Genomic DNA, 23,494 nt, shown 5'->3' on the forward strand with positions numbered 1-23,494 from the left:
GTTCGTGTCCGCGAAGTTCGACATCGTCGTCTACGGCGCAACCGGATACACCGGCCAGCTCGTCGCCGAATATCTCGCTGCGAACTATGGTGGTGACGGGGCGCCGACATGGGCGATGGCGGGGCGCAGCAGAGACAAGCTCGCCTCGGTTCGCGATGCGATCGGCGCACCTGCCGATACACCTCTCATCGTTGCCGACGCCGCCGATCCGGCGTCGCTGCGCGCGATGGTCGATCACGCGAACCTGGTCGTCACCACGGTCGGTCCATATCAGCTTTACGGATCTGATCTGCTCGCCGCTTGCGTCGCTGGTGGCACCGACTACATGGATCTCTGCGGCGAACCGATCTGGTTGAAGCAGATGATCGACAGGCATGAGGCGGCCGCCAAGGCGAGCGGCGCGCGCATCATGTTCTCCTGCGGCTTCGATTCCATGCCGTTCGAGCTCGGCGCCTTCTTCGTGCAGGAGGAAGCAAGGCGTGTGTTCGGCGCGCCGGCACCACGCGTCAAAGGCCGCGTCCGCGACCTCAGCTGGAAGTTCTCCGGCGGCACTTCGGCGAGCGCAAGGTTCACCTTCGAAGCCGTGGCGCGGGATCTCAGCCTGGTGTCGATCCTGAGGGATCCCTTTGCCCTCACGCCGGGCTTCGAAGGGCCGAAACAGCCGCGCGGAAACAAGCCTGTTTTCGAGGAAGACCTGCAATCCTGGTCGGCCCCGTTCGCGATGGCGACGCTGAACACGCGCAATGTCCATCGCTCCAACATGCTGATGGGATTCCCTTATGGCCGGGATTTCGTCTATGACGAGATGGTTCTGACCGGGCCGGGCGACGAAGGGCAGGCCAACGCCAGACTCGTCATGGCCGCCAACAGCGAAAAGACCGGCCCCAAGGCACTTAAGCCCGGCGAAGGGCCGTCGAAGGAAGTGCGCGAGAACGGTCGTTACGATCTGCTCTATGTCGCGATCGCACCCGACGGCCGTCAGGTTCGCGCAGCGGTGAAGGGCGATCTCGATCCCGGCTATGCATCAACGGCCAGGATGATCTCCGAATGTGCGATCTGCCTGCTGCGCGATACGCCCGATGTTCCGGCCGGTTTGTGGACGCCGGGCGCAGCGATGCAGCACAAATTGATCAGGCTGCTGGTGGATCACGCCGGGCTGAGGTTCGAGGTGGAGAAGTAGGTGCCTTGTTCGCCTCGCCCTGCGCCGATTTTGCGGAAGCTGCATCATTCCGATCCTTTCCCGGGCCGCGACCGGGAGGAGGCCGATCGCCGGAGAAGCGGCCGGCGCTGAAGCTCAAGCCGACGAAGCGTCCTCGTCAAACCTGACCTTATAGGCCTGTGCGGCCGCGATCATGCCCCACATCGCGCCCAGCATCATCCAGAAATGGCGCCAATGGTCGGTGTCGATCACGAAGCTCTCGCCGACAGTGCCGACGAAGGCCGAGAACACCGCGAGATAAGCGCGCTGCCAGGGCACGCGGACGAAGATGTGGCGGAAGCCCGTGATCACGGTGGTGAAGACCAGCGCGGGATAGCATACGCCGGAGAGCCAGCCGCCCGACATGAAGGCGTTCAGATAGGAATTGTGGGTGTCTTCGGGGAAGAAGCGGTGGAATTGCAGCGGGCCGATGCCGAACGGCAGGTCGAGCGCCATTTCCGCACCCAGGATGTGCCGGCCGAAACGGCCGAAGCGGCCCTCGTCATAGCTCTGGTCGAAGCTTGCGCGCTGCTTGAACATCTCGGCGATGGAATCGAATGACAGCAGCACCGCAATCAGCGCGAGGCCCAGCACCGCCGCGACGATCGCCATGACGATGATGCGCGAGCGCTGCGCATTGGTGCGGCTGGTCAGCACCATCAGCGCCAGCATGAAAGCCGAGGTCAGGATCAGCCCACCCCACGCCGCGCGGGAGAAGGCGAGCAGGATCGCCAGCGACATGATGCCGAAGGCGACGGCATTGCGGAACGCCTTGGCGAACTTGTCCGAGACCACGCTCTGGAGCGCAAACAAAGCCGGCAGGATCAGGAAAGCGCCGAGCACGTTCGGGTCCTTGAACGTGCCGCGTGCGCGCTCATAGAGCGTCAACAGCTCGTGGCCGCCCGGAACGAGGTTGAAATAGCCTGCTATCGCCGAGAGCGAGGCGACCATCGCGCCGACCACGAGGCCGCGGCGCAGCATGTCGAGCCGTGCCGCCGTGTCCTCGGAGATCACCATGGCGAAGAACACAACGGTCACAGCCATGTACCAGGAGGTCGCGATCCAGCTCACCACCTCGGACTGTTCGTACAGCGGGATCGCGCTGATGGTGTAGCCGACGTTGAGCAGGACCAGCGCCAGCACCAGCGGCATCAGCACGAGCCTGAGCCGCAGGCCTGTGGCGAAGAACGTCACGGTGGCGAGCAGCGTCGCGATCTCGTAGGGGCTCGGCTCGATGAAGACGATCGCGCCGGACGCACCGACCAGCCACACCAGCGCGCGCTGAAGGGCCAGCACGCCGGGTGCAGCCCGTGCGGCTGCAGTCATGTCCCCGGCTGTTGCCGCATACGCCATCACACTCTCTTACGCTTACGCAACACTTGGGCCAACCACAGCTGTCATTGCCAGGTCAAGCCGGGGCATGACGGATAAATTCAATAGGCGTTTTCGTTTTTGGTCAGCAGTGAGATCGGCGTCTTCAGGAGAATGTAGAGGTCGAACAGCACGGACCAGTTTTCGATGTAGTAGAGATCAAACTCGACGCGCTTCTGGATCTTCTCTTCATTGTCGATCTCGCCGCGCCAGCCGTTGATCTGGGCCCAGCCGGTGATGCCTGGCTTGACGCGGTGGCGGGCGAAATAGCCGTCGACCGCTTCGTCGAACAGGCGGCTCTGGAGCTTGCCCTGCACCGCGTGCGGGCGCGGGCCGACGAGGGAGAGATTGCCGGAGAACACCACGTTGAAAAGCTGCGGCAGCTCGTCGAGGCTGGTCTTGCGGATGAAGCGGCCCACGCGGGTCACGCGCGGATCGTTCTTGGTCACGACCTTCGATGCCGTCGGGTCGGCCTGGTGATGATACATCGAGCGGAACTTGTAGACGTCGATGCGCTCATTGTTGAAGCCGAACCGCTTCTGGCGGAACAGGACCGGGCCGGGGCTGTCGAGCCTGACTGCCAGCGCCACCAGCGCCATGACCGGAAGCGCCGCGAGCAATGCGAGGCCGCCGACGAGGCGGTCGAACAGCCATTTCATGACCAGATCCCAGTCGGTGATCGGCGCCTCGAACACGTCGAGCGTCGGCACCTCGCCGAGATAGGAATAGGAACGGGGACGGAAGCGCAGCTTGTTGGTGTGCGCGGAGAGGCGGATGTCGACCGGCAGCACCCAGAGCTTCTTCAGCATCTCAAGGATGCGCGTCTCGGCCGAAATCGGCAGCGCGAACAGCACGAGATCGACCCGGGTGCGGCGGGCGAATTCGACGATGTCGTCGACCTTGCCGAGCTTGCGCGCGCCGGCGCAGGTGTCGAGCGCGCGGCCGTCATTGCGGTCGTCGAACACGCCGAGCACGTGGATGTCGGAATCCTCCTGCGCCTTCAGCGCCTCGACCAGCTCCTCGCCGCTGCGGTCGGAGCCGACGATGATGGTGCGGCGGTCGAGCCGGCCCTGGCGCGCCCAGCTGCGCACCAGCGAGCGCAGCACGAGGCGCTCGACGATCAGGACTGCGAGACCGAGAAAGAAGAAAGCGGCGAGCCACAGCCGCGACAGCTCGCCGCCGAGTTTTGCGAAGAAGGACGCGCCGATGAACAGCAGGAAGACGAACGACCAGGACGAGATCATCCGCGTCATCTGCCGAAGCTGTCCGCGAAACAGCTGGACCTGGTAGATGTCGGCAGCCTGGAAGCAGACCACCGCGGCAATGGCCACGGCAGGGATCGCGACGAGATAATTCCAGTGAAAGCCGGAGAGCGGCATGACGTAGCCGGTATAGAGCACGATGCCGACGAAGCTCAGCAGCACGAAATCGGCGGCGCGCGCGATGCCGGCGATCACGATCGGCGAATAGGCGCGGGCGACCTTCTGGTTGACGACGTCGAGGGCGGCCGGAGTGAGGCGACGGCGGCGTTCGACGAAGGGCTGGTCAGCCGACCGGGCCGCGGCGCTGGTCGCGGCATCGAGCATCGAGCGTGCGTTGAGCGTTTCCACGGGCGTCCACGTCCATTCCAAAGACCCGCGACGCAGCAATGCGTTCCGGGCAAAGCATCCCCGTCGCATGGAGTACCGGACAAATCGGAAGATTCTCTAAAGCGGGCCGTAAAATAGTTAATGATTGGCAAACGCGTCGCGGTAGCCGGCGAGCACGCCGTCGACCATCGCCTGCTGGGAGAATTGCGCCGAGATGCGCTCGCGCAAGGCGGATGCGCGCTGCGCGGTTCCCTGCGGGTTGTCGAGCGCGGCCGCGATCGCCTTAGCCATGGCTTCCGCGTTGCTGGCCGCGAACAGCGCCGGGCTCTCGCTGCCGAAAATCTCGGGAATTCCGCCGACGCGTGCCGCAATCATGGGGATGCCGGCGGCGCCGGCCTCGATCACGACATACGGCATGGAATCGCCGCGCGAAGGGACGACCAGCAGTCGTCCCTTGGAGAAGCCGTAGCGCGCCTTGACGTGGCCGATGAAGCGGATCGCGTGCGTCAGGCCCAGCCGCTCGACCTGCGCCTTCAGCGTGGCTGTCTCCTCACCATCGCCACCGAGCGTCAGCGTGACCTTCCTGCCGCTTTCATGCAGCCGGGCCACCGCATCGACCAGAAGATCTGCGCCCTTGATGTGCCTGAACTCGCCGACATAGGCGAGGTCGGTAGCGTCATCCGCAATGACGACCGGTTCGAACTCCTCGGGCGTCACACCATTGAAGACGCAATGCACGACGCCCCTGGGGGTGCCGACGATGCGCTGGTAGGTGTCGCGCGCAAAGGCGCTCTCGAACAGGAACAGATCGGTCGAGCCCATCAGCGTGCGTTCGAGACGGGCGTAAAATTCGCCCTTTAATGTGTGCAGCGGATAATGCAGCGAGCCGCCATGCGGGGTGTAGATGCGGATGGTGTCGTCGGAGCGCCGCCGCATGCGGACGAAGGCGCCGGCCTTGGCGCCGTGGCCGTGCATGACGTCGGGCTTGAGCTGGCCGATCAGGCGCCGCATCCGCAGCCACACCAGAAAATCGTCCGGCGAGGGTTCACGGCGGATCGCGAGCCGATGAACGCCGAGCTTCAGGCGCGGTGCGAGCTCCGCCAGCGCCTTTTCTGCGCGTTCGCCGCCGGTGAGGCTGTCGGCGAGAATGCCGACATGATGGCCGCGATCGACCTGACCATTGGCTAGGTCGAGAATGTGGCGGAAGATTCCGCCGACCGGCGCGCGCACCGCATGCAGGATTCGAAGCGGCTGGTCAGGAGAGGGGGGCATGATCAAAACCAGCGCTCGACGGCGGATGCCGAACAATGTTCTCGAAATATCGAGATGGATTAAGGGGCCTCGTGGTTAACAAAAGGTGACGAGTGGTATGTCCGGGCGCAGCGGTCTGCGGTTAACCCAGCAGCAACCATAATGAAGTGTAATCGCGGCCATTGAAGTCGGTGAGTGGCGTTGCCCTGTGGGAGTGTTCGATGCGTTTAGCGTTCTGGCGTGCCGGCAAGGACAAAGCCATCGTCGAGCGGGTTGTCTCGAAGGTCAAGCCCGAGGCCAATCCCAGAGTTGAAGCCAGGCCCGCGCCCACTGCCACGAAGCAGTCGTCAACCGAATCCGGTGACATCGATCTGCATGCGCTCGGCGGCGCGCTTGCGCGCAAGCGCAGCTGGATCGTCGTGCCGACAGTGCTGGCTCTCGTCGCGTCCGTCGCCGTCGTCAATCTCATCACCCCGCGCTACAAATCCGAATCGCGCATCCTGATCGACGGTCGCGAGAACGTGTTTCTGCGGCCGAGCAGCGACCGCAGCACCGAGGAGCGGCAGGCGCTCGACCCCGAAGCCGTCACCAGCCAGGTTCAGCTCGTGCTGTCGCGCGACCTCGCGCGTGAGATCATCAAGAAAAACAAGCTCGCGGAGCGTCCCGAGTTCGATCCGGTGCTGCAGGGTGTCTCGCCGCTGAAGTCGCTCGCGGCGCTGATCGGCATCGGCCGTGATCCATTCTCGATGACGCCGGAAGAACGCGTTCTCGACGCCTATTACGATCGCCTCCAGGCCTATGCGGTCGACAAGTCGCGCGTGATCGTGGTCGAATTCCAGTCGCAGGATCCCGAGCTCGCGGTGCGCATCGCCAATTCGATTGCCGACGGCTATCTCGTGCTCCAGCAGAATGCGCGTCAGGACCAGGCACGCAACGCCAGTCAGTGGCTGTCGGGCGAGATCGAGAATCTGCGCAAGAAGGTCTCGGAGGCCGAAGCCAAGGTCGAAGACTTCCGTTCGAAGTCGTCGCTTTTCGTCGGCACCAACAACACCACGCTGTCGAACCAGCAGATGGGTGAGGTCAACACCCAGCTCAACAACGCACGCTCGCTCAAGGCGGATGCGGAATCCAAGGCACGGCTGATCAAGGAGATGCTTCAGAGCGGCAAGCCGATCGAGGCATCCGAGGTCGTCAACTCCGAGCTGATGCGGCGCTTGTCGGAGCAGCGGGTGACGCTGCGCGCCCAGCTCGCCGAACAGTCGTCCACGCTGCTCGGCAACCATCCGCGGATCAAGGAATTGAAGGCGCAGCTCGGCGATCTCGACAACCAGATTCGCGACGAGGCCGCCAAGATCTCGCGCTCGCTCGAAAACGACGCGCGGATCGCCGGCGGCCGGGTCGACGGCCTGACCACGAGCCTCGAGCAGCTGAAGAAGCAGGCGACGTCGACCAATGGCCAGGACGTGCAGCTTCGTGCACTGGAGCGGGAGGCCAAGGCGCAGCGCGACCTGCTGGAGACCTATCTCGGGAAGTACCGCGAAGCCAGCACGCGCGAGAGCATCGATTCTGCGCCGGCGGAAGGCCGCATCATCTCGCGCGCCATCGTCTCGAACACGCCGGCCTATCCGAAGAAGCTGCCGATTGTGCTGATCGCGACGCTGGCGACGCTGCTGCTGTCCTCCGGTCTCGTCGTCACCGGCGAGCTGCTGCGCCAGACCGCGCCGCGGACCGTCGCCGCGCTCGCGCCCGCGGTGGCTCGCCGCGAGCCTGCGGTTGACCAGACGGACATGGATCCGGCGCCGCTCCAGCCGGACATGACGGCCGATGCCGATGTCAGCGAGCTTGCCGAGATCGGGCGGCTGGCCGAGAGCCTGAGGGCTGCGGGGGCGAAGGCGAAAAAGATCACCGTCCTCGGCACCGCCTCGGGCGAGGCCATCACGCTTTCAACGCTGACGCTGGCCCGGCATTTGGCGCGCGACGCACGCGTCGTTGTGATCGATCTGGCCGCATCCTCGCCGACCATTGCTGCTGTCTCTGTTGACGCCTCGGCGCCCGGCCTTGCCGAATTGATGCAAGGGCAGGCCTCGTTCGCGCAGGTCATTACCCGTGACAAGCTCTCGCGGCTGCATCTGGTCATGGCCGGCCGTCCCGGCTTCGACCACAGCCTGCTACAGTCGCCGCGGGTGACGCTCGCGGTCGACGCCCTGTTGCGCGCTTACGACTACGTGTTGCTCGACGCCGGCACCGCTTCCGACCTGCCGGCCGACCTGCTGACGACGAATGCCCGCGCCGTCGTGGTTCCCGATGTCTCGATGGACACCGATGCGCGCACGCTGATGTGCGAGCAGCTCAAAGCCGTCGGCTTCAGCGACGTGACGATGCTGAGCCGGCCGGTGCAGCCGTCGGATGCGGGCGAGACGCCGCAGGTCGCGGCGGCGTAGGGAAGGAGAGCGCTGCGGCGCTTAACCGAACGCCCGGCGCAGCCGTTGCGCCAGGTCGAACAGCATCTGGTTCTGCTTCACCAGGCGCTTGCCGCGGTTCAGAGAGGACATCGCCATCGCCGCGAGCCTGCCGCGTGAGGTCAGGGGCACGAAGCTGTCGAAGATGTCCTCGTCGGCCTTGCAGAACATCCGCTTATATTCGTCCGAGCCGATGCCGAGGTCGAGTGCGTGGTAGCCGCGCTCGCCGTAGCGGTCGATGATGTAGCGCATCAGGATCAGGCCCGGGCTATAGCGGGCGTGCTCCGACAGCGTATAGGTGTTGAACATCATCGAGAAGCGCTGACCGTCGGCGACGCCGGCGAAGATCGCGATCACCTCGTCGTCGCATTCAAGCGCATGGATGTCGATGACACGGCCTTCGCCGCGCGGAGCAAGGCAGGCGCTGCGGATGAATTGCTCGACGCCGGGTTCGGCAAAGACGTTCGGCAGCCTCTGCTCGGCCATCCTTGCCGGCTTGACGCGGAAGAACCAGTCGAGCAGTCGCGTAACGTCCGCCTCCGTTGTGGCAACGTGATAGCGGTATCCGGAGAGCGCCTGGAGCTTCTTCTCCTTGCTCTTCAGCCGGCGGCGGAACGAATTGCTGATCCGGGATGCCGGTGGGCCGCCTGGCTCCATCACCAACAGCGGGCAGCCGTTGATCGGGCTCTGCTGCGGCAAGAGGGCGAATGGATTCCGCTGACCGTGCCAGCGCTTGGGCTGCTGGGTCAGAGCGAGGACGTCCACCTGATCGCGCAGCGGTGCAAACAGCGCATCGAGATCGGCGGCGACGATCTGTGCCGCGAACTCGGTATTCCACAAGCCCATGTTGAACGTGGTGTGCTTGCCGCCCATGAAGCAAGCCGTGCGCACGCCGTGGCCTTGGCGCAGTGCGAACGGAAGCAGCGCGAGGGGCTTGTGCTCGGTGTCACGGGCGATCACGACGAAGGGGCGGGCGCCTTCGTGGCGTCCGACCAGAAGCTGCCACGGGCTCAAAAGATCGAACCGCTGATAGGGCGTGGAGAGATGACCGGGCTCTTCGAAACCGCGCCAGATTGCCTCGGCCTTGCCGAGATCGGTGACGATGTCGACATGCGCGATACGACTCGCTTTCGACCGCGCTGGCGATTCTGCCGTCCGGCTTTGCATCGCCGCAGCCATGGTCATTCGCGAAAACCTGTCGAGAAACTGAAAATGCGCAGTTCGGCCTGTGGCCGACCTTTGCAAATAAATGTCAACAAAGGGTAATGACAGGGGCCGAGGGTACCGGCTGCCGGCGAACGCGAAGGTGTGACATTGGCATCCGACGACAGATGGCTGGAGCGGTTGCGGCTCGAATTGGCATGGTTCAGCGGCCAGCCTTTGCTGCGCAGCCGCGGCGCGGGCGCGATCCTGCGCTTCGAGCATGTGCGGCCGCGGCGGAGCGGTGCATTCCAGCCGCTGCGGCAAAGCGAGATCACACCGCAATTTCTCGATCGTGCCATCCGCGCGCTGAAGCGCTGGAACTATGACTTTCTCGGCATGGACGAAGTCTGCCGGCGTGCAGTGACGCTGCCCGAGAAGCGACGCTTCGTCGCGCTGACCTTCGACGGCGCGCCGAAAGACTTCATCAGCTTTGCCTATCCGGTGCTGGCGCGTCATGCCGTCCCGTTCACGCTCTACGTTCCCACCGCGTTTCCCGACGGCGTCGGCCAAGCGTGGTGGCTCGGGCTCGAGCAGGTGATCGCGCGCGAGAGCCGGATCAGCCTGATGATGGGCGACAAGGAACAGCGCTTCACTGTGACCGGTCTCGCCGAGAAGCAGGCGTTGTTTTCGCATCTCGAGGGCTGGCTGCGTTCGCTCTCGCCGGCGGATCTGTCGGTTGCGATCGCCGATCTCTGTACACGCTATCGCATCGATCTTGCCGCCCTCTCGCGCGAGGCATCGATGGACTGGGAGGATCTGGCAAGGCTCGCTGCAGATCCACGGGTTACGATCGGCAGCGCGACCGTGAACTATCCCGTTCTCGCCAACATGAAGGATCCGGCCGCGCTGCGCGAGATGACGATGGGCAAGGCCGTCGCGGAAGCGTCGTTCCGCCGCGATATCAGGCATCTGGCATTTCCGTTCGGCGATCGCGCTTCGTTTCGACGCAACCATGTGGTGATGGCGGAGGAGGCCGGCTTCGTCAGTGCCGTCTCCACTATCCCGGGGATCGTGGATGCGGAAGGGCGCACCAATCTGCACGCATTGCCGCGGATTCCGTGGGACGGCAGGGTGCGCTCGCTGCGCATGCTGCGGGTGTTGGCATCGGGAGTTGCCTTTGCGCCGGTGAAACCGACGGGCAGCGCGGCGAGCTAGAGGCTAAGAACCGGATTTGGCGCGATCTGGCCGCTGCATCCAGCTCACGATTGGCATTGCCGGCAGCACCCAGCCCATTCCAACCACCACGTAATAGATCGCCTGCCGCCATCCGGACTCGGCGATCCATGGCATCTGCGCCGCCGCCATGCCGAGCAGTGCCCAGACGGTGGCCAGCACCAGGAGCAGGATGGCGCCGAGGAACTTGCGGGTGCGGATCGTCATGGCGGGACTTGCGGCTTTCGCGTAACTTGCGCTGTCGGAGCGGGGGACTATAAGGGGCACGCAGTCCGGTTCAAGCCTTCAAGTCCTGGTTTTGCCTCTGAAATGACGACGATTTCCGCTCCGACCAACCCGCATCGCGCCGTGCGCTGGTGGCTGATCTCTGTGGCCGGCCTGATCGCACTGATGGTGCTGGTCGGCGGTGCGACGCGGCTGACCGAATCCGGTCTCTCGATCGTTGAGTGGAAGCCGGTCACCGGCAGCCTGCCGCCACTGTCGGAGGCGCAATGGTCGGATGCCTTCGAGGCCTACAAGAAGATCCCGCAATATCGCGAGCTCAATGCCGGCATGAGCCTGTCCGAGTTCAAGCAGATCTTCTGGTGGGAATGGAGCCATCGGCTGCTCGGCCGCTTCATTGGCGTTGCCTATCTGCTGCCGTTCCTGTTCTTCCTGTGGCGCGGCGGCCTGTCCGGCGAATTGAAGCGGCGACTGTGGCTGCTGTTCGCGCTCGGCGGCCTTCAGGGGGCGGTTGGCTGGTGGATGGTGGCTTCCGGTCTTTCCGAGCGGGTCGAGGTGTCGCAATATCGCCTGGCGACGCATCTGGTGCTGGCGCTGCTGATCTTCGCCGGCATCGTCTGGACGGTACGGCGGCTCGCCGAGCGGCCGCAGATTGCCGTGCCGGTGCGATTGCGGCTCGCCAGCGCCGTGCTGGTGGCCGTGACCTTCATTCAGATCTATTTCGGTGCGCTGGTCGCGGGCTTGCGCGCCGGACGCGCCTACAACACCTGGCCGCAGATCGACGGCGCGTTCATTCCGTCGGCAGAGCGTCTCTGGTTCGAGACGCCGTGGTGGCGCAACATGTTCGACAATGTGCTGACAGTGCAGTTCGAGCATCGCATGACGGCTTACCTGTTGTTCACGCTGGCGTTGCTGCATGCGTTCGATGCGTTGCGCTCGGGCGCCGGCTCAGCCGCGCGCGGTGCGCTCTGGCTGCTCGCGGCCGTGAGCCTGCAGGCGGTGCTCGGCATTCTGACGCTGCTGAACCAGGTGCCGATCGATCTTGCACTGTCGCACCAGGCGGTTGCGATCGCTGTATTGACGCTGGCGGTCATGCAGGCGGAACGGCTGGCATCGCGGCAATCGGTTGAGGCGCCATTGCCAGCGGTTGCGGTCGGTCAGGTCGGCTGATCACTATCAGCCCGGCTGATCACTATCAGCCCGGCTGATCAGCAATAGCCGTAGATGCCGCACGCGTAGGGCAGGCGCCAGAAATAATCGACCTGCTTCCCGCCGTAATAAGAGCCTTGATAGTCGTAATCCCAGGGACGACCGTAATAGCCTGGCAGCGTGTGCGAGCCCGGCAACAGCGGCGTGCCCGGCAGATTGCTGACGTAGCTGCCGACGCCATCGGCCGGCGAGATCAGCGCGTCCGGATCGGTCTCGACATAGACCTTTGGCGGAGCTGTAGCCCGTCGCTTCGGATGGGCCGGCAGATCGGCGGCAAAAGCGGCCGAAACCGTCAGCGTTGCCGCAAGGGCAGATACCATCCAGCGCAGCATCATCGGCTCCGAATCAAATGTGATCCCGAGACGATGTATGGGCTACTTATGGTTAATGACTGTTAACCGGCGGTCGCCAAAGCGACTGTCATTCCGGGGGGTGCGAACCACCGAACCCGGAATCTTGAGGTTCCCAGGTGCGCAAGTGGGCACCATAGTTCGCGCTATGCGCGCCCTGAACGACAGTGACGACTACGCGCCCAGCGCCTGCTCCAGGTCCGCGATCAGGTCTTCCTTGTCCTCGATGCCGATCGAGAGCCGCACCACGTCGGGGCCGGCGCCGGACTTCACCTTGGCGGCGTCGTCGAGCTGGCTGTGCGTGGTCGAGGCCGGGTGAATGACGAGCGAGCGGGTGTCGCCGACATTGGCGAGGTGCGAGAACAGCTGCAGCTTCGACACTAGGTTGACGCCGGCGTCATAGCCACCTTTCAGGCTGAAGGTGAACACGGCGCCTGCACCCTTTGGCGCATATTTGCGCGCGAGCCGGTTGTACTTGTCACTCGCAAGGCCCGCATAGCTCACCGAGGCCACCGCCGGATGGCCGGCGAGGAATTCGGCGACCGCCTTGGCGTTGTCGCAATGCTTCTGCATGCGCAGCGGCAGTGTCTCGATGCCGGTGAGGATCATGAAGGCATTGAACGGCGAGAGGGCCGGCCCGAGGTCGCGCAAGCCCAGCACGCGGCAGGCGATGGCGAAGGCGAAGTTGCCGAAGGTCTCCTGCAGGCGGATGCCGTGATATTCGGGCCGAGGCTCGGAGAGCATTGGATACTTGCCGCCGGTGGACCAATCGAAGGTTCCGGCATCGACGATGATGCCGCCGAGCGAATTGCCGTGACCGCCGAGGAACTTCGTCAACGAGTGCACCACGATGTCGGCACCGTGGTCGATCGGACGGATCAGATAGGGCGATGCCAGGGTATTGTCGACGATCAGCGGCACGCCGGCCTTGGCCGCCACCGTCGAGATCGCCTCGATGTCGGTGATGCTGCCGCCGGGGTTGGCAATGGACTCGATGAAGATCGCCTTGGTGCGCGGCGTCACCGCGCGCTCGAAGCTCGCGATATCATCGGGATCGGCCCACACCACGTTCCAGCCAAAGCTCTTGAACGCGTGCGTGAACTGGTTGATCGAGCCGCCATAGAGTTTTCGGGCGGCGATGAACTCGTCGCCCGGCTGGAGCAATTGCTGGAGCACCACGACCTGCGCGGCGTGGCCCGAGGCCACCGCAAGCGCGGCGGTGCCGCCTTCGAGCGCGGCGACACGCTCTTCCAGCACGGCGTTGGTCGGGTTGCCGATGCGCGTATAAATGTTGCCGAACGCCTGCAGGCCGAACAGCGAGGCGGCGTGGTCGGCATCGTTGAACACGAACGACGTCGTTTGATAAATCGGCGTAGCGCGCGCACCGGTGGTCGGATCGGGCTGTGCACCGGCATGCACGGCGAGGGTGGAAAATCCCGGAAGGCGATCGCTCATTGAGGGCGTCCTGTTCTTGTGATCTGAAATCGCGCGGCATGCTGATCGGCGCGGCGCCTGCCGTCAAGCCGCCGCTTCACGTCGCAATGATCGTGCTACGCATTGTCGCGTTCGCGAAATGAATCCTTCGCAATTGCGTCAGCTTTGCTCGCTCTTGTTCTTGGCTGCGCGATCCGAGGCCGCGGTATCGCCGCCGCCGACACTCATCCGGTTGAGGGATAGACGCATGCCCTGCGTCGGCGCTGGCGCCCGCTTGGAGCTGAGCGTGCGCGAATTGACGCCCATCCAGGAAATCTCCGACGACAGCCGGCCATACTCGATCTTCGGGCAGCGGTTCATCACGACCTTGATGCCGGCCGCTTCCGCCTTTTCGGCAGCCGCGTCGTCGCGCGCGCCAAGTTGCATCCAGACCACCTTCGGCAGCGGATCGAGCGCGAGCGCCTCCTCGACCACGGGCATGATGTGGCTGGAGTTGCGAAAAATGTCGATCATGTCGACGGGACGTCCGATGTCGCGCAGCGAGGCGACAAAGGGCTTGCCGAGCAGGTCCTTGCCGACATGGCCGGGATTGATCGGGATCATGTCGTAGCCGCGCTGCGCCAGATATTTGAACGCGAAATAGCTGGGCCGCACATTGACCGGCGAGGCGCCGACCATCGCGATCGATTTCACGCTGTTGAGGATGCCGCGGATGTAATTGTCGGGATAGGCGTCGTGGTTCATTGCCGGTCTTTTCTTGTTGTCACTCATCCCGCCAGGTCGGCGCGCGCTTCTCGATGAAGGCGCCGATGCCTTCCTCGGCGTCGCGGGCCATCATGTTCTCGGTCATCACCTCTGCCGCATAGCGATAGGCATCCGCAAGGCTCATCTCGGCCTGGCGGTAGAACGCCTCCTTGCCGAGCTTGACGGTGTAGGCCGATTTCAGCGCGACCTGTTGCGCCAGCGCTATCGCCGCGTCGCGCTCGGTACCGGCGGGGACCACGCGATTGACGAGGCCAATCTCGCGGGCGCGCGCGGCCGGGACCGGCTCGCCCGTCAGCAGCATCTCCATCGCCTGCTTGCGCGGCACATTGCGCGACAGCGCCACCATGGGCGTCGAGCAGAACAGGCCGATGTCGACGCCGGGCGTGGCGAAGCTCGCCGCTTCGGAGGCGATCGCAAGATCGCAGCTCGCCACGAGCTGGCAGCCGGCCGCCGTCGCGATGCCCTGGACGGCGGCGACCACCGGCTTCGGCAGACATACGATAGCCTGCATCATGGCGCTGCAGGCATTCATGGTCTCGGCGAAGAAGGCGCGGCCGCGATCGGGATCTGCGCGGCGCGCGGTCAGTTCCTTCATGTCGTGACCGGCCGAGAAGGCGGGACCGTTGGCTGCCAGCACGACACCGCGGACAGCCTTGTCGTTGCTGATCTCATGGAGCTCCGCATGAAGGCTCGCGATCATCGCGACCGAGAGGCTGTTGCGCGCGGCCGGCCGGTTGAGGGTCAGCACCGCGATGGGGCCCACCATTTCGCGCAGCAGAATTGCCTGATGCGGCGACGGGGCGCGGGCGGCCTGGGTGGACATTGCGGCGTTTCCGGTTGGATTATTGCAATTGGATGATGCAGATAACCTAATGTAACAGGGGACGTGAAGCGAGGGTGGTGAACGGCATGGCGGCAGCGAAAATGAGCGTGGCGGAGCTCGAGCGGTTTCTCCGCGACGAATTTCCCCAGGCCTTCAGCGGCGACGATATCACCATCGAGAGCGCGGACGGCCAGACCTGCCTGCTGCGCCAGCGCTACAGCGAGCGCATGCTGCGGCCGGGTGGAACCGTGTCCGGCCCGACGTTGATGGCGCTTGCCGATTTCGCCATGTACGTGGTGCTGCTGTCAGCGATCGGGCCGATCGGGCTCGCGGTGACCACCAATCTCAACATCAATTTCCTGCGCAAGGGTCAGCCGGGGCAGGATGTGCTGGCGGAGGCCCGGCTGCTCAAGCTCGGCAAGCGCCTTGCGGTCGGGGAGGTGAACCTGTTGTCCGGGACGTCGCCCGACCCGATCGCCCACGTCACCTCCACCTATTCCATTCCAAATGTTTGACCTTTTCTCAGGTAATATAACACCATATTTTTAAAATATTGATTTCGCTGACTTAATTCACGTCGTGAGGCATTGACCGTCGCGCGTCTCTTCTCTAGAAACCCGCGCAGTCCGGTGCGGTGTGCGCGCCGCTATTCCCCGTCTACGGAAACTCTGACATGAAAACCTTTTCGGCAAAGCCGGCCGAGGTGACGAAGAAGTGGGTGCTGATCGACGCCAAGGGTCTGGTCGTCGGTCGTCTCGCCACCATCGTTGCCATGCGTCTGCGCGGCAAGCACCTCCCGACCTACACCCCGCACGTTGACTGCGGCGACAACGTCATCATCATCAACGCCCAGCATGCGGTCCTCACCGGTCGCAAGCGCGAGCAGAAGACCTACTACAAGCACACCGGCTATGTCGGCCACGTCAAGGAGCGCACCGCGCGCCAGATCCTTGAAGGCAAGCATCCCGAGCGCGTGCTCGAGAAGGCCGTCGAGCGCATGATCCCGCGTGGTCCGCTTGGTCGCGTTCAGATGGGCAACCTTCGCGTTTACGGCGGTGCCGATCATCCGCACGAGGCCCAGACGCCCGAGAAGATCGATATCGCCAAGTTGAACCGCAAGAACACGAGGGCCGCATAATCATGGCCGAATCCATTCAGTCGCTCGACCAGCTCTCGCAGCTCAAGACCGCCGCGGCGCCCGACGCGCCCAAGCACGAGAAGAAGGTCGACAAGTTCAATCGCGCCTACGCCACCGGCAAGCGCAAGGACGCGGTCGCCCGCGTCTGGATCAAGCCGGGCGCCGGCAAGGTCACCGTCAACTCGCGTGAGGTCGAGGTCTATTTCGCTCGTCCCGTGCTGCGCATGATGATCGAGCAGCCGTTCTCAGTGGCGGCGCGTTCGGGCCAGTACGACGTGATCTGCACCGTCGCAGGCGGCGGTCTGTCCGGCCAGGCCGGCGCCGTGCGTCATGGCATCTCCAAGGCTCTCACCTATTTCGAGCCGGAGCTGCGCACGGTCCTCAAGAAGGGCGGCTTCCTCACCCGCGACTCGCGCGTGGTCGAGCGCAAGAAGTACGGCAAGGCCAAGGCCCGCCGGTCCTTCCAGTTCTCGAAGCGTTAATCGCTTCGGTCACATTCGCCGCGAAACCGGCTTCAATGAGATGCAAAAAGGCGCTGATTTCAGCGCCTTTTTTGTTGTTCGTTTGTACGCAAATTCAGCGCGTGTTTCCCGAAAACTTGGGGCGGCGTGAAAACCTGAATGGAACTCGCGGGACATAGCGTCGCATCTGGAAGGGCGCGCAAATCGGATGTGCCGATCGCGTAACTGCTATGTTCAGAAGGGGGCCGACATGATGTCGCTCGATAGCATCACGCTCTATTTGGTCGCCACGATGATCGCCGCATTGCTCGGCGCCATGATGGTGTTTTTCGGCAAGCAGGAGAACAGCCCCGCGCTGAAATGGTGGGGCACCGCGTATCTGCTCGGTGCGGCTTCCGTCGCGCTGTGGACCGCGACCGGCGACAGGCTCGGCCCGCATCTTTATCTCGCGCTCAATGCCGTCGGCTTCGTCGCCTGCGGCATGGTGTGGAATGCGGCGCGCGTCTTTCACGGCCGCAAGCCGAACTGGCCGGGTCTCGTGCTCGGCGCGCTCGCCTGGGTCGCGGCCGTGACGCTGCTCGATCCCACAGCCTCAATGCTCCGCATGCTCATCGGCGCCGGCATCGTCTCGATCTATGCGGCGCTGACCGCGAGCGAGCTCTGGGTCGAACGGCGCAAGAGCCTGCAACGGCGCTGGCCAGCTTTCGTCGTGCCTGTCATGCACGGCTGTGTGCTGATGCTGCCGATCCTGCTCGGCAGCTTCCTGCGCCCGAACGATGCCGGCTTCTCCGGCAGTGTCTGGGTCACCGTGTTCGCGGTCGAACTCGTGCTCTATGCCGTCGGCACCGTGTTCGTGATTTTCATGCTGGTGTCCGAGCGCACCGTCACCGCGCATCGTACCGCCGCGTCGACCGATCCCTTGACCGGCATGCTCAACCGCCGCGGCTTCTCGGAAGCCTGCGCGCGGATGATCGAGCGCGAGGCCAAGGGTGGCCGCCCGGTCACGGTGATGATCTTCGACATCGACCATTTCAAGTCGATCAACGACCGCTTCGGCCATCCCGCCGGCGACGAGATGCTGAAATTGTTCTCGACCATCGTCGTCAACAACCTCCGCATCTCGGACCTGTCGGGCCGCATCGGTGGTGAGGAGTTTGCCGCACTTTTGCCTTGCGCATTGGAGGAGGGCGTTCTGGTGGCCGAGCGCGTTCGCGAGGCATTCGAGACCTCCGGCGTCGTCGTCGATGACGGCGCGGTCGACACGACCGTCAGCATCGGTGTGGCGGGCGGTCCCGCCGGCACGGAGCTTGAGGTGCTGCTCGCCTCGGCCGACACTGCGCTGTACCAGGCCAAGCGCGGCGGACGTAACCGCGTTGAGGCAGCCGAAGAGCTGCCGCTGTCGCTGGAGAACTGGCGCCGCCAGAGCGCGGCGCGGATCGGTGTTCCCAAGGGACCGACCAACACACAGCCGGCGACGGCCTGAGACGCAAGGGCCTTGCGGTAATCCTCTGTTTACCACTCGGTTCCTATCATTGCTGTCATGGAATCGATCCGTCGACAGAGTCCGCAAGCTGCCCTGATGTCGCTCGAAGCCGCCGCTAGCTCGGCGCGCGGCGGGTTCGCCTGCCTGTTCTCGACCGCGGACGAATACGAGACGGCGCTCATCGCCGAGCGTCGCGCGCAGGGGCGCTACACGCAGGCTCGCAGCTTGTGGCCGGTCGCATTGTTCGTCGGTTGCACGCTGATCGTATTGGGCACCGCGCTGCTGTTCGCCTGACCGCGGCGCATTTTAGGCCGGGCAGGGCGCCGTTTGGGCGCCTTTTTCTTTGGCCCGGGCTGCGGTAGATACGGCCACCAGACAAAAGGGGTGGAAACGATGATCACCGAAATCGCGCAAATCGACGTCAAGCCGGGCAGCGAGAAGGACTTTGAGGCCGCCGTCGCCAAGGCCAAGGCCGCCTTCGGCCGCTCCAAGGGCTTTCACGGTTTTGAGCTGCACAAGTCGATCGAGAAGCCGCAGCGCTACCGGCTAATGGTCAAGTGGGCCACGCTGGAGAACCACACCGTCGATTTCCGCGGCTCGGAGAATTTCACCGAATGGCGCGGCCTTGTCGGCCAGTACTTTGCCTCGCCGCCGGAGGTCGAGCACACCGAGACCGTGCTGACGACCTGAGGGAGGTCAGGCCGCTTCGCTGAGAGGCGGCCCCTCATAGGTCTTGAAATGGTCGATCATGACCTTGGCGATGGCGACGAGTGGCAGCGCCAGCGCCAGGCCCCAGATTCCAAAAACGACGCCGAGTAGGATCTGGAACGCGAACAGCGTGGCCGGCGGAATGTCGAGCGCTTGGCGCTGGAGCAGCGGCGTCAGCACGTAGCTCTCCATCACGTGCACGCCCAGAAAGAGGATGAGGGCGGATAGCGCTGCGATCCAGCCCGATGCGAGGCTCGCCAGCACCACGACGGCGCCGGCGATGATGGCGCCGACGGTCGGGATGAAGGCGAGCAGGCCGGCCTGGATCCCCAGGATGAAAGAACCCGGGATTTTGATGATGGCAAGCCCGATCCAGGTGACCGCGCCGACCGCCAGCATGACGATCATCTGTGCGATCAGCCAGCGCTCGAGCGTCTCGCCGATCCGGTCGATGATCAAGGCCGCGCGGATGCGGTGCCTGGCCGGTGCGAGAAACAGCAGGCCGTCATGATAGACGCCGGGTTGCGCGGCGAAGGCCAGCCCCAGGAACAACACGATGAAAATGTTGCCGACGGCGCTGATCGCGCCGAACAGCAGCTTGAAGGTCTGACTCACGATGGCACCTCCGCTGGAGGCGAGCGCACCGGCGCCAGACAGCCCGCTTTTTGGCGCGGCCCCGGGTGAAGGGCTGGCGACGGCGGGCGTTGCGTCCGGGGAGGCGGTCGCGGCGCTACCGAAGTCGAAGAAGCTGGTGTCGACACCGTGGTTGTCGAGGAAGGATTTGACATTGGCAAGCTGCGACTTGATGGTTTTGCTGAGCAGGGACGCCTGATCGGCGATGGTCGCGCCGCCGAGATAGGCCGCGCCCGCGAGCATCAGGCCGAGCGTTACGCAGACGATCGCAAGCCGCACAGCATGAGGAAGGTGAACGCGGCGACCCAGCCCATTGGCTAGCGCGTTGAGGCCGAGGCCGAGCAGCATGCCGGCGAAAACCAAAAGCACGGTGGCGGCAAAATACCAGGTGAAGACGACCAGCACGGCGAACAGCACGACGCCGATGCCTCCGACTGAAATCGCCCAGGCCAGATCGGCGCGGGCCTGGAGCCGTTCGTTCGCGGGAGTTGTCACGTCATGTCCTTTTCGGCGGCTGCAGCAGGCAGTCTTTCGCGAAATGTCCTCGCGGATCAAGCGGCGCCCAAGCGCTGATTTTGACGCTTCCCGGCGCTCAACGCCAACGCCGCCCGGGCCAAAGGGGGCCGGACTAACGCCGGACCGGGCGATTTGCGCGAAAATAGCATTGCCGTCCCGCGATCCCTTCTGTTGAATTTGTTCCATCCCAGGGGCATGTTCGGGAATCTTTTTCGGCGGGAGGTCGGAACGGGAGATGAGAAAGCCGGTCGTCGGCGTGATCGGGAACGCCAGTCGCATCGAAAATCGATTTCAGGTCCAGATGGTCGGCGAGCGCAATCTGCGCGCCGTGGCTGAGGTTTCCGGCGGCTTGCCGCTGATGTTCGCGGGCTCGCCCGACATCACCGATATCGCCGCTTTGCTGGATACTGTTGACGGCATCGTGCTGACCGGTGCCCGCGCCAACGTGCATCCGACCCGCTTCAACGTCGACCCTTGCGAGAAGCACGAGCCCTACGACATCCACCGGGACGAGGTCGCGCTCGCGCTCTCGGTCGCCTGCGTCTCGCGCGGCATCCCGCTGTTTGGTATCTGCCGGGGCCTGCAGGAGATGAACGTCGCCTTCGGCGGCTCGCTGCACCCCGAGATCCGCGAACTTCCCGGCCGCATGAATCACCGCATGCCCCGGCTTGAGAATGGCGAGATTCATCCCGATCCGACCGTTGTGTTCGCCGACCGTCACGACGTCGACCTCACGCCGGGCGGCGCCTTCGCAAAGCTTCTCGGCTGCGAGAAGATCCGCGTCAATTCGCTGCACGGGCAGGGCATCCTCGATCCCGGCAAGCGCGTGCTGATCGAAGGCGTCGCCGAGGACGGCACCATCGAGGCGATCCGCATCGCGGAGGCCCCGAGCTTCGCGCTCGGTGTGCAATGGCACGCCGAATACGATCCGCAGCGCAATCCTGTGAACCGCAAGCTGTTCGAGGCCTTCGGCGAGGCGATGGTGGCCAAGCAGAGGGCTGCGGCCTAGGCGAGAGGCTGTACAGCATGCTCCTGCTCCGGCCATCATTGCGAGCACCGTGAAGCAATCGAATTTTTTTCCGTGTCCGGATTCCGATTGCCTCGCTCGAATAAACCAATCGGCAAGATTTGGTTTGCGCTGATTTTTGCGATTCCGATTCGTTCTTTGTGAACGAAATGGAGTCAGATGCAGAACGAAAGTTGCTATGCAGGCGAGAGCAGTGAATGCACTCACACGATCACAGCCTACTAGGGGCCGAAAGGTTGGATCACACCCCGCTGCTGATGCTTCATGGCTCTGGCGGGACGGAGCAGAACATGGTGCCGCTCGCCGGCCAATTTGCACCATCCTCGATGGCGGTCGCGGTTCGGGGCAGCATGCCTTGGGAAGGTGGCTTTGCATTCTTTCGCCGGTTCGAGGATCGATCCATCGATGAGCGCGACCTCCTTGCCCGTGCCGGTCGGCTCGCCGACGACGTGGCCCAATTCGGCATAGATTATCGCTTCCCCAAACCTCCGATTGCCATTGGCTTTTCGAACGGTGCAATCATGGCGGCTGCACTGCTCATGCTCTATCCCAGGTGTCTCTCGGCTGCCGTTCTTCTCAGGCCGTTGTCCCCGTTCGCCACCGATCCAGGCACGCGCCTTCCGCGGACACCAGTCCTCATCCTCGACGGCCATCACGACGAGAGGCGATCGCCTGGCGATGGGGCCCGCTTGGCAAGACGTCTGGCTCACGTGGGTGCAGAGATTACGCACCACCAGCTTCCAACGGGTCATTCGATCACCGAGGATGATCTTCGCCTGGGGCGGGAATGGCTGAGACCGCTGCTTTAACAAGGCGGGTGGGGTGGAGGACGGAATAAACCAATTGTCAGGATCTGGTGTGTGCCGATTTTCACGATTCCGATTCGTTCTTTGAGAACGGAATGGAGTCGGATGCAGAACGAAAATCGACGGCCGCAAACAAAAAGGCGCCCCAAAGGGCGCCTTTCGCATTCGTGATCTCGAGCCGCTTAGCCCGAATAGTACATCTCGAACTCGACCGGATGCGGGGTCATCTCGAAGCGGGCGACTTCGGTCATCTTCAGCTCGATATAGGCGTCGATGAAGTCGTCGTCGAACACGCCGCCGGCCTTGAGGAAGCCGCGATCCTTGTCGAGGTTCTCGAGCGCCTCGCGGAGCGAACCGCAGACCGTCGGGATCTGCTTCAGCTCCTCCTTCGGCAGATCGTAGAGGTCCTTGTCCATCGCCGGACCCGGATCCATTTTGTTCTTGATGCCGTCGAGACCGGCCATCAGCATCGCGGCGAAGCCGAGATAGGGATTGGCCATCGGATCGGGGAAGCGCACCTCGACACGCTTGGCCTTCGGCGAAGCGGTGTAGGGGATGCGGCAGGAGGCCGAACGGTTGCGCGCCGAGTAGGCGAGCAGCACGGGGGCCTCATAGCCCGGGACCAGACGCTTGTAGGAGTTGGTCGACGGGTTGGTGAAGGCGTTGATCGCCTTGGCGTGCTTGATGATGCCGCCGATATAGTGGAGGCAGGTCTCTGACAGGTCGGCATATTTGTTGCCGGCGAACACCGGCTTGCCGTCCTTCCAGATCGACTGGTGCACGTGCATGCCCGAGCCGTTGTCGCCATAGACCGGCTTCGGCATGAAGGTGGCGGTCTTGCCGTAGATGTGCGCAACCTGGTGGATGCAGTATTTGTAGATCTGCATGTGGTCGGCCATCAGCGTCAGCGTGTCGAACTTCATGCCGAGCTCGTGCTGGGCGGAAGCGACTTCGTGATGATGCTTCTCGACCTTGACGCCCATCTTGGCCATGGCGCCGAGCATCTCCGAGCGCATGTCCTGCACCGAGTCCTGCGGGGGAACGGGGAAGTAACCCCCTTTGGTGCGAACGCGGTGGCCGAGATTGCCGCCTTCATATTCGGTGTCGGAGTTGATCGGCAGCTCCGAGGAGTCGAGCCGGAAACCGGTCTTGTAGGGGTCGGTCGAATAGCGCACGTCGTCGAACACGAAGAATTCGGCTTCGGGGCCGACGAACACGCTGTCGCCCACGCCCATCGACTTCACCATGGCTTCCGCCTTCTTGGCGATGCCGCGGGGGTCGCGGTTGTAGGGCTCGCCAGTGGTCGGCTCGAGCACGTCGCAGGTGATGACCATGGTGGTCTCGGCGAAGAACGGGTCGATCGTCGCAGTCACCGGATCGGGCATCAGGCACATGTCGGACTCGTTGATCGCCTTCCAGCCGGCGATCGAGGAACCGTCGAACATCGTTCCTTCGGCGAAAATATCCTCGTCGATCATGCTGACGTCGAACGTCACGTGCTGCCACTTGCCGCGCGGATCGGTGAAGCGCAGGTCGACGTACTTAACGTCGTTGTCCTTGATTGCTTTCAGGACGTCTTTGGCGGTCTTCATGCATACCCCTTTTGGCTCTGCGGGACGGTTTCCAGATGAGCAGATTCGTTCTCGCTTTCGGCGAGTTTTGCGCAACCGCACAA

General features: G+C 63.8%; 23 protein-coding genes. 12 read left to right on the forward strand and 11 right to left on the reverse strand.

All coding sequences use genetic code 11. The features are described from left to right. Positions 1-4 precede the first annotated feature (4 nt). Entirely contained in the window at positions 5-1,180 is a 1,176-nt protein-coding gene (locus JQ621_RS00370) for a saccharopine dehydrogenase family protein (protein ID WP_212232457.1), read from the forward strand. Positions 1,181-1,294: 114 nt separating this feature from the next. Here the strand turns inward: JQ621_RS00370 and JQ621_RS00375 are convergent, their stop codons facing one another. The 3 genes from JQ621_RS00375 to JQ621_RS00385 form a co-directional block, all read right to left on the reverse strand. Continuing rightward, a complete protein-coding gene (locus tag JQ621_RS00375; RefSeq protein WP_212232458.1) occupies positions 1,295-2,551 on the reverse strand; it encodes an O-antigen ligase family protein in 1,257 nt (418 codons plus the stop codon). 80 nt (positions 2,552-2,631) lie between these two features. After that, on the reverse strand, positions 2,632-4,179 hold the full coding sequence (locus tag JQ621_RS00380) for an undecaprenyl-phosphate glucose phosphotransferase (RefSeq protein ID WP_212232459.1): 1,548 nt from the start codon (positions 4,177-4,179) through the stop codon (positions 2,632-2,634). Positions 4,180-4,296: 117 nt separating this feature from the next. Beyond that, a complete protein-coding gene (locus JQ621_RS00385; RefSeq protein ID WP_212232460.1) occupies positions 4,297-5,430 on the reverse strand; it encodes a glycosyltransferase family 4 protein in 1,134 nt (377 codons plus the stop codon). Between the two features lie 200 nt (positions 5,431-5,630). On the opposite strand from JQ621_RS00385, the gene JQ621_RS00390 reads away from it, so the two are divergent. Then, on the forward strand, positions 5,631-7,850 hold the full coding sequence (locus tag JQ621_RS00390) for a GumC family protein (RefSeq protein ID WP_212232461.1): 2,220 nt from the start codon (positions 5,631-5,633) through the stop codon (positions 7,848-7,850). A 21-nt stretch (positions 7,851-7,871) separates the two neighbouring features. Here the strand turns inward: JQ621_RS00390 and JQ621_RS00395 are convergent, their stop codons facing one another. Next, positions 7,872-9,053: a GNAT family N-acetyltransferase gene (locus JQ621_RS00395; RefSeq protein ID WP_212232462.1), complete on the reverse strand. Its 1,182-nt coding sequence runs from the start codon at positions 9,051-9,053 to the stop codon at positions 7,872-7,874. A 129-nt stretch (positions 9,054-9,182) separates the two neighbouring features. On the opposite strand from JQ621_RS00395, the gene JQ621_RS00400 reads away from it, so the two are divergent. Further along, on the forward strand, positions 9,183-10,226 hold the full coding sequence (locus JQ621_RS00400) for a polysaccharide deacetylase family protein (protein ID WP_212232463.1): 1,044 nt from the start codon (positions 9,183-9,185) through the stop codon (positions 10,224-10,226). 3 nt (positions 10,227-10,229) lie between these two features. On the opposite strand, the gene JQ621_RS00405 is transcribed toward JQ621_RS00400, so the two are convergent. Next, positions 10,230-10,451, reverse strand: a complete 222-nt coding sequence (locus JQ621_RS00405) for a DUF2842 domain-containing protein (RefSeq protein WP_212232464.1) — start codon at positions 10,449-10,451, stop codon at positions 10,230-10,232. A gap of 102 nt (positions 10,452-10,553) precedes the next feature. Here JQ621_RS00405 and JQ621_RS00410 point away from each other — a divergent pair, with 102 nt between their 5' ends. Then, entirely contained in the window at positions 10,554-11,636 is a 1,083-nt protein-coding gene (locus JQ621_RS00410; protein ID WP_212232465.1) for a COX15/CtaA family protein, read from the forward strand. A 38-nt stretch (positions 11,637-11,674) separates the two neighbouring features. Here the strand turns inward: JQ621_RS00410 and JQ621_RS00415 are convergent, their stop codons facing one another. The 4 genes from JQ621_RS00415 to JQ621_RS00430 form a co-directional block, all read right to left on the reverse strand. Further along, positions 11,675-12,007, reverse strand: coding sequence for a hypothetical protein (locus JQ621_RS00415; RefSeq protein WP_212232466.1), 333 nt, complete (start codon positions 12,005-12,007; stop codon positions 11,675-11,677). 192 nt (positions 12,008-12,199) lie between these two features. Continuing rightward, positions 12,200-13,480 (reverse strand): O-acetylhomoserine aminocarboxypropyltransferase, encoded by a 1,281-nt coding sequence (locus JQ621_RS00420; RefSeq protein ID WP_212232467.1) that lies wholly within the window; start codon positions 13,478-13,480, stop codon positions 12,200-12,202. 138 nt (positions 13,481-13,618) lie between these two features. Continuing rightward, positions 13,619-14,203, reverse strand: a complete 585-nt coding sequence (locus tag JQ621_RS00425) for a CoA-binding protein (RefSeq protein WP_212232468.1) — start codon at positions 14,201-14,203, stop codon at positions 13,619-13,621. A 19-nt stretch (positions 14,204-14,222) separates the two neighbouring features. Beyond that, on the reverse strand, positions 14,223-15,047 hold the full coding sequence (locus JQ621_RS00430) for an enoyl-CoA hydratase (RefSeq protein WP_212232469.1): 825 nt from the start codon (positions 15,045-15,047) through the stop codon (positions 14,223-14,225). 86 nt (positions 15,048-15,133) lie between these two features. On the opposite strand from JQ621_RS00430, the gene JQ621_RS00435 reads away from it, so the two are divergent. The 6 genes from JQ621_RS00435 (at position 15,134) to JQ621_RS00460 (ending at position 18,819) form a co-directional block, all read left to right on the forward strand. Next, positions 15,134-15,562, forward strand: a complete 429-nt coding sequence (locus JQ621_RS00435) for a PaaI family thioesterase (protein WP_212232470.1) — start codon at positions 15,134-15,136, stop codon at positions 15,560-15,562. A gap of 158 nt (positions 15,563-15,720) precedes the next feature. Continuing rightward, complete coding sequence (gene rplM / locus JQ621_RS00440) at positions 15,721-16,185, forward strand: 50S ribosomal protein L13 (protein ID WP_008137961.1); 465 nt, start codon at positions 15,721-15,723, stop codon at positions 16,183-16,185. Positions 16,186-16,187: 2 nt separating this feature from the next. Continuing rightward, on the forward strand, positions 16,188-16,667 hold the full coding sequence (rpsI, locus tag JQ621_RS00445) for a 30S ribosomal protein S9 (protein WP_007611021.1): 480 nt from the start codon (positions 16,188-16,190) through the stop codon (positions 16,665-16,667). 229 nt (positions 16,668-16,896) lie between these two features. Further along, positions 16,897-18,129, forward strand: a complete 1,233-nt coding sequence (locus JQ621_RS00450; protein WP_212232471.1) for a GGDEF domain-containing protein — start codon at positions 16,897-16,899, stop codon at positions 18,127-18,129. A gap of 57 nt (positions 18,130-18,186) precedes the next feature. Then, a complete protein-coding gene (locus tag JQ621_RS00455; RefSeq protein ID WP_212232472.1) occupies positions 18,187-18,423 on the forward strand; it encodes a hypothetical protein in 237 nt (78 codons plus the stop codon). Positions 18,424-18,522: 99 nt separating this feature from the next. Next, positions 18,523-18,819, forward strand: a complete 297-nt coding sequence (locus JQ621_RS00460) for an antibiotic biosynthesis monooxygenase family protein (protein ID WP_035673823.1) — start codon at positions 18,523-18,525, stop codon at positions 18,817-18,819. Between the two features lie 6 nt (positions 18,820-18,825). On the opposite strand, the gene JQ621_RS00465 is transcribed toward JQ621_RS00460, so the two are convergent. Further along, positions 18,826-19,965 carry an AI-2E family transporter gene (locus tag JQ621_RS00465; RefSeq protein WP_212232473.1) on the reverse strand — a complete coding sequence of 380 codons (1,140 nt, stop codon included), beginning with the start codon at positions 19,963-19,965 and terminating at the stop codon, positions 18,826-18,828. A 256-nt stretch (positions 19,966-20,221) separates the two neighbouring features. Between JQ621_RS00465 and JQ621_RS00470 the strand changes: the two genes are divergently transcribed. Both JQ621_RS00470 and JQ621_RS00475 read left to right on the forward strand, forming a co-directional pair. Continuing rightward, the gene (locus JQ621_RS00470; protein ID WP_212232474.1) at positions 20,222-20,995 is read left to right on the forward strand and encodes a gamma-glutamyl-gamma-aminobutyrate hydrolase family protein; all 774 of its coding nucleotides are present in this window, start codon (positions 20,222-20,224) and stop codon (positions 20,993-20,995) included. A gap of 308 nt (positions 20,996-21,303) precedes the next feature. Further along, positions 21,304-21,822, forward strand: a complete 519-nt coding sequence (locus JQ621_RS00475) for an alpha/beta hydrolase (RefSeq protein WP_212232475.1) — start codon at positions 21,304-21,306, stop codon at positions 21,820-21,822. 179 nt (positions 21,823-22,001) lie between these two features. On the opposite strand, the gene glnA is transcribed toward JQ621_RS00475, so the two are convergent. Next, positions 22,002-23,411: a type I glutamate--ammonia ligase gene (gene glnA / locus JQ621_RS00480; protein WP_212232476.1), complete on the reverse strand. Its 1,410-nt coding sequence runs from the start codon at positions 23,409-23,411 to the stop codon at positions 22,002-22,004. Between the last annotated feature and the right edge of the window lie 83 nt (positions 23,412-23,494).

This window comes from Bradyrhizobium manausense (assembly GCF_018129685.1).
In the GTDB taxonomy this organism is placed as follows: Bacteria; Pseudomonadota; Alphaproteobacteria; order Rhizobiales; family Xanthobacteraceae; genus Bradyrhizobium; species Bradyrhizobium manausense_D.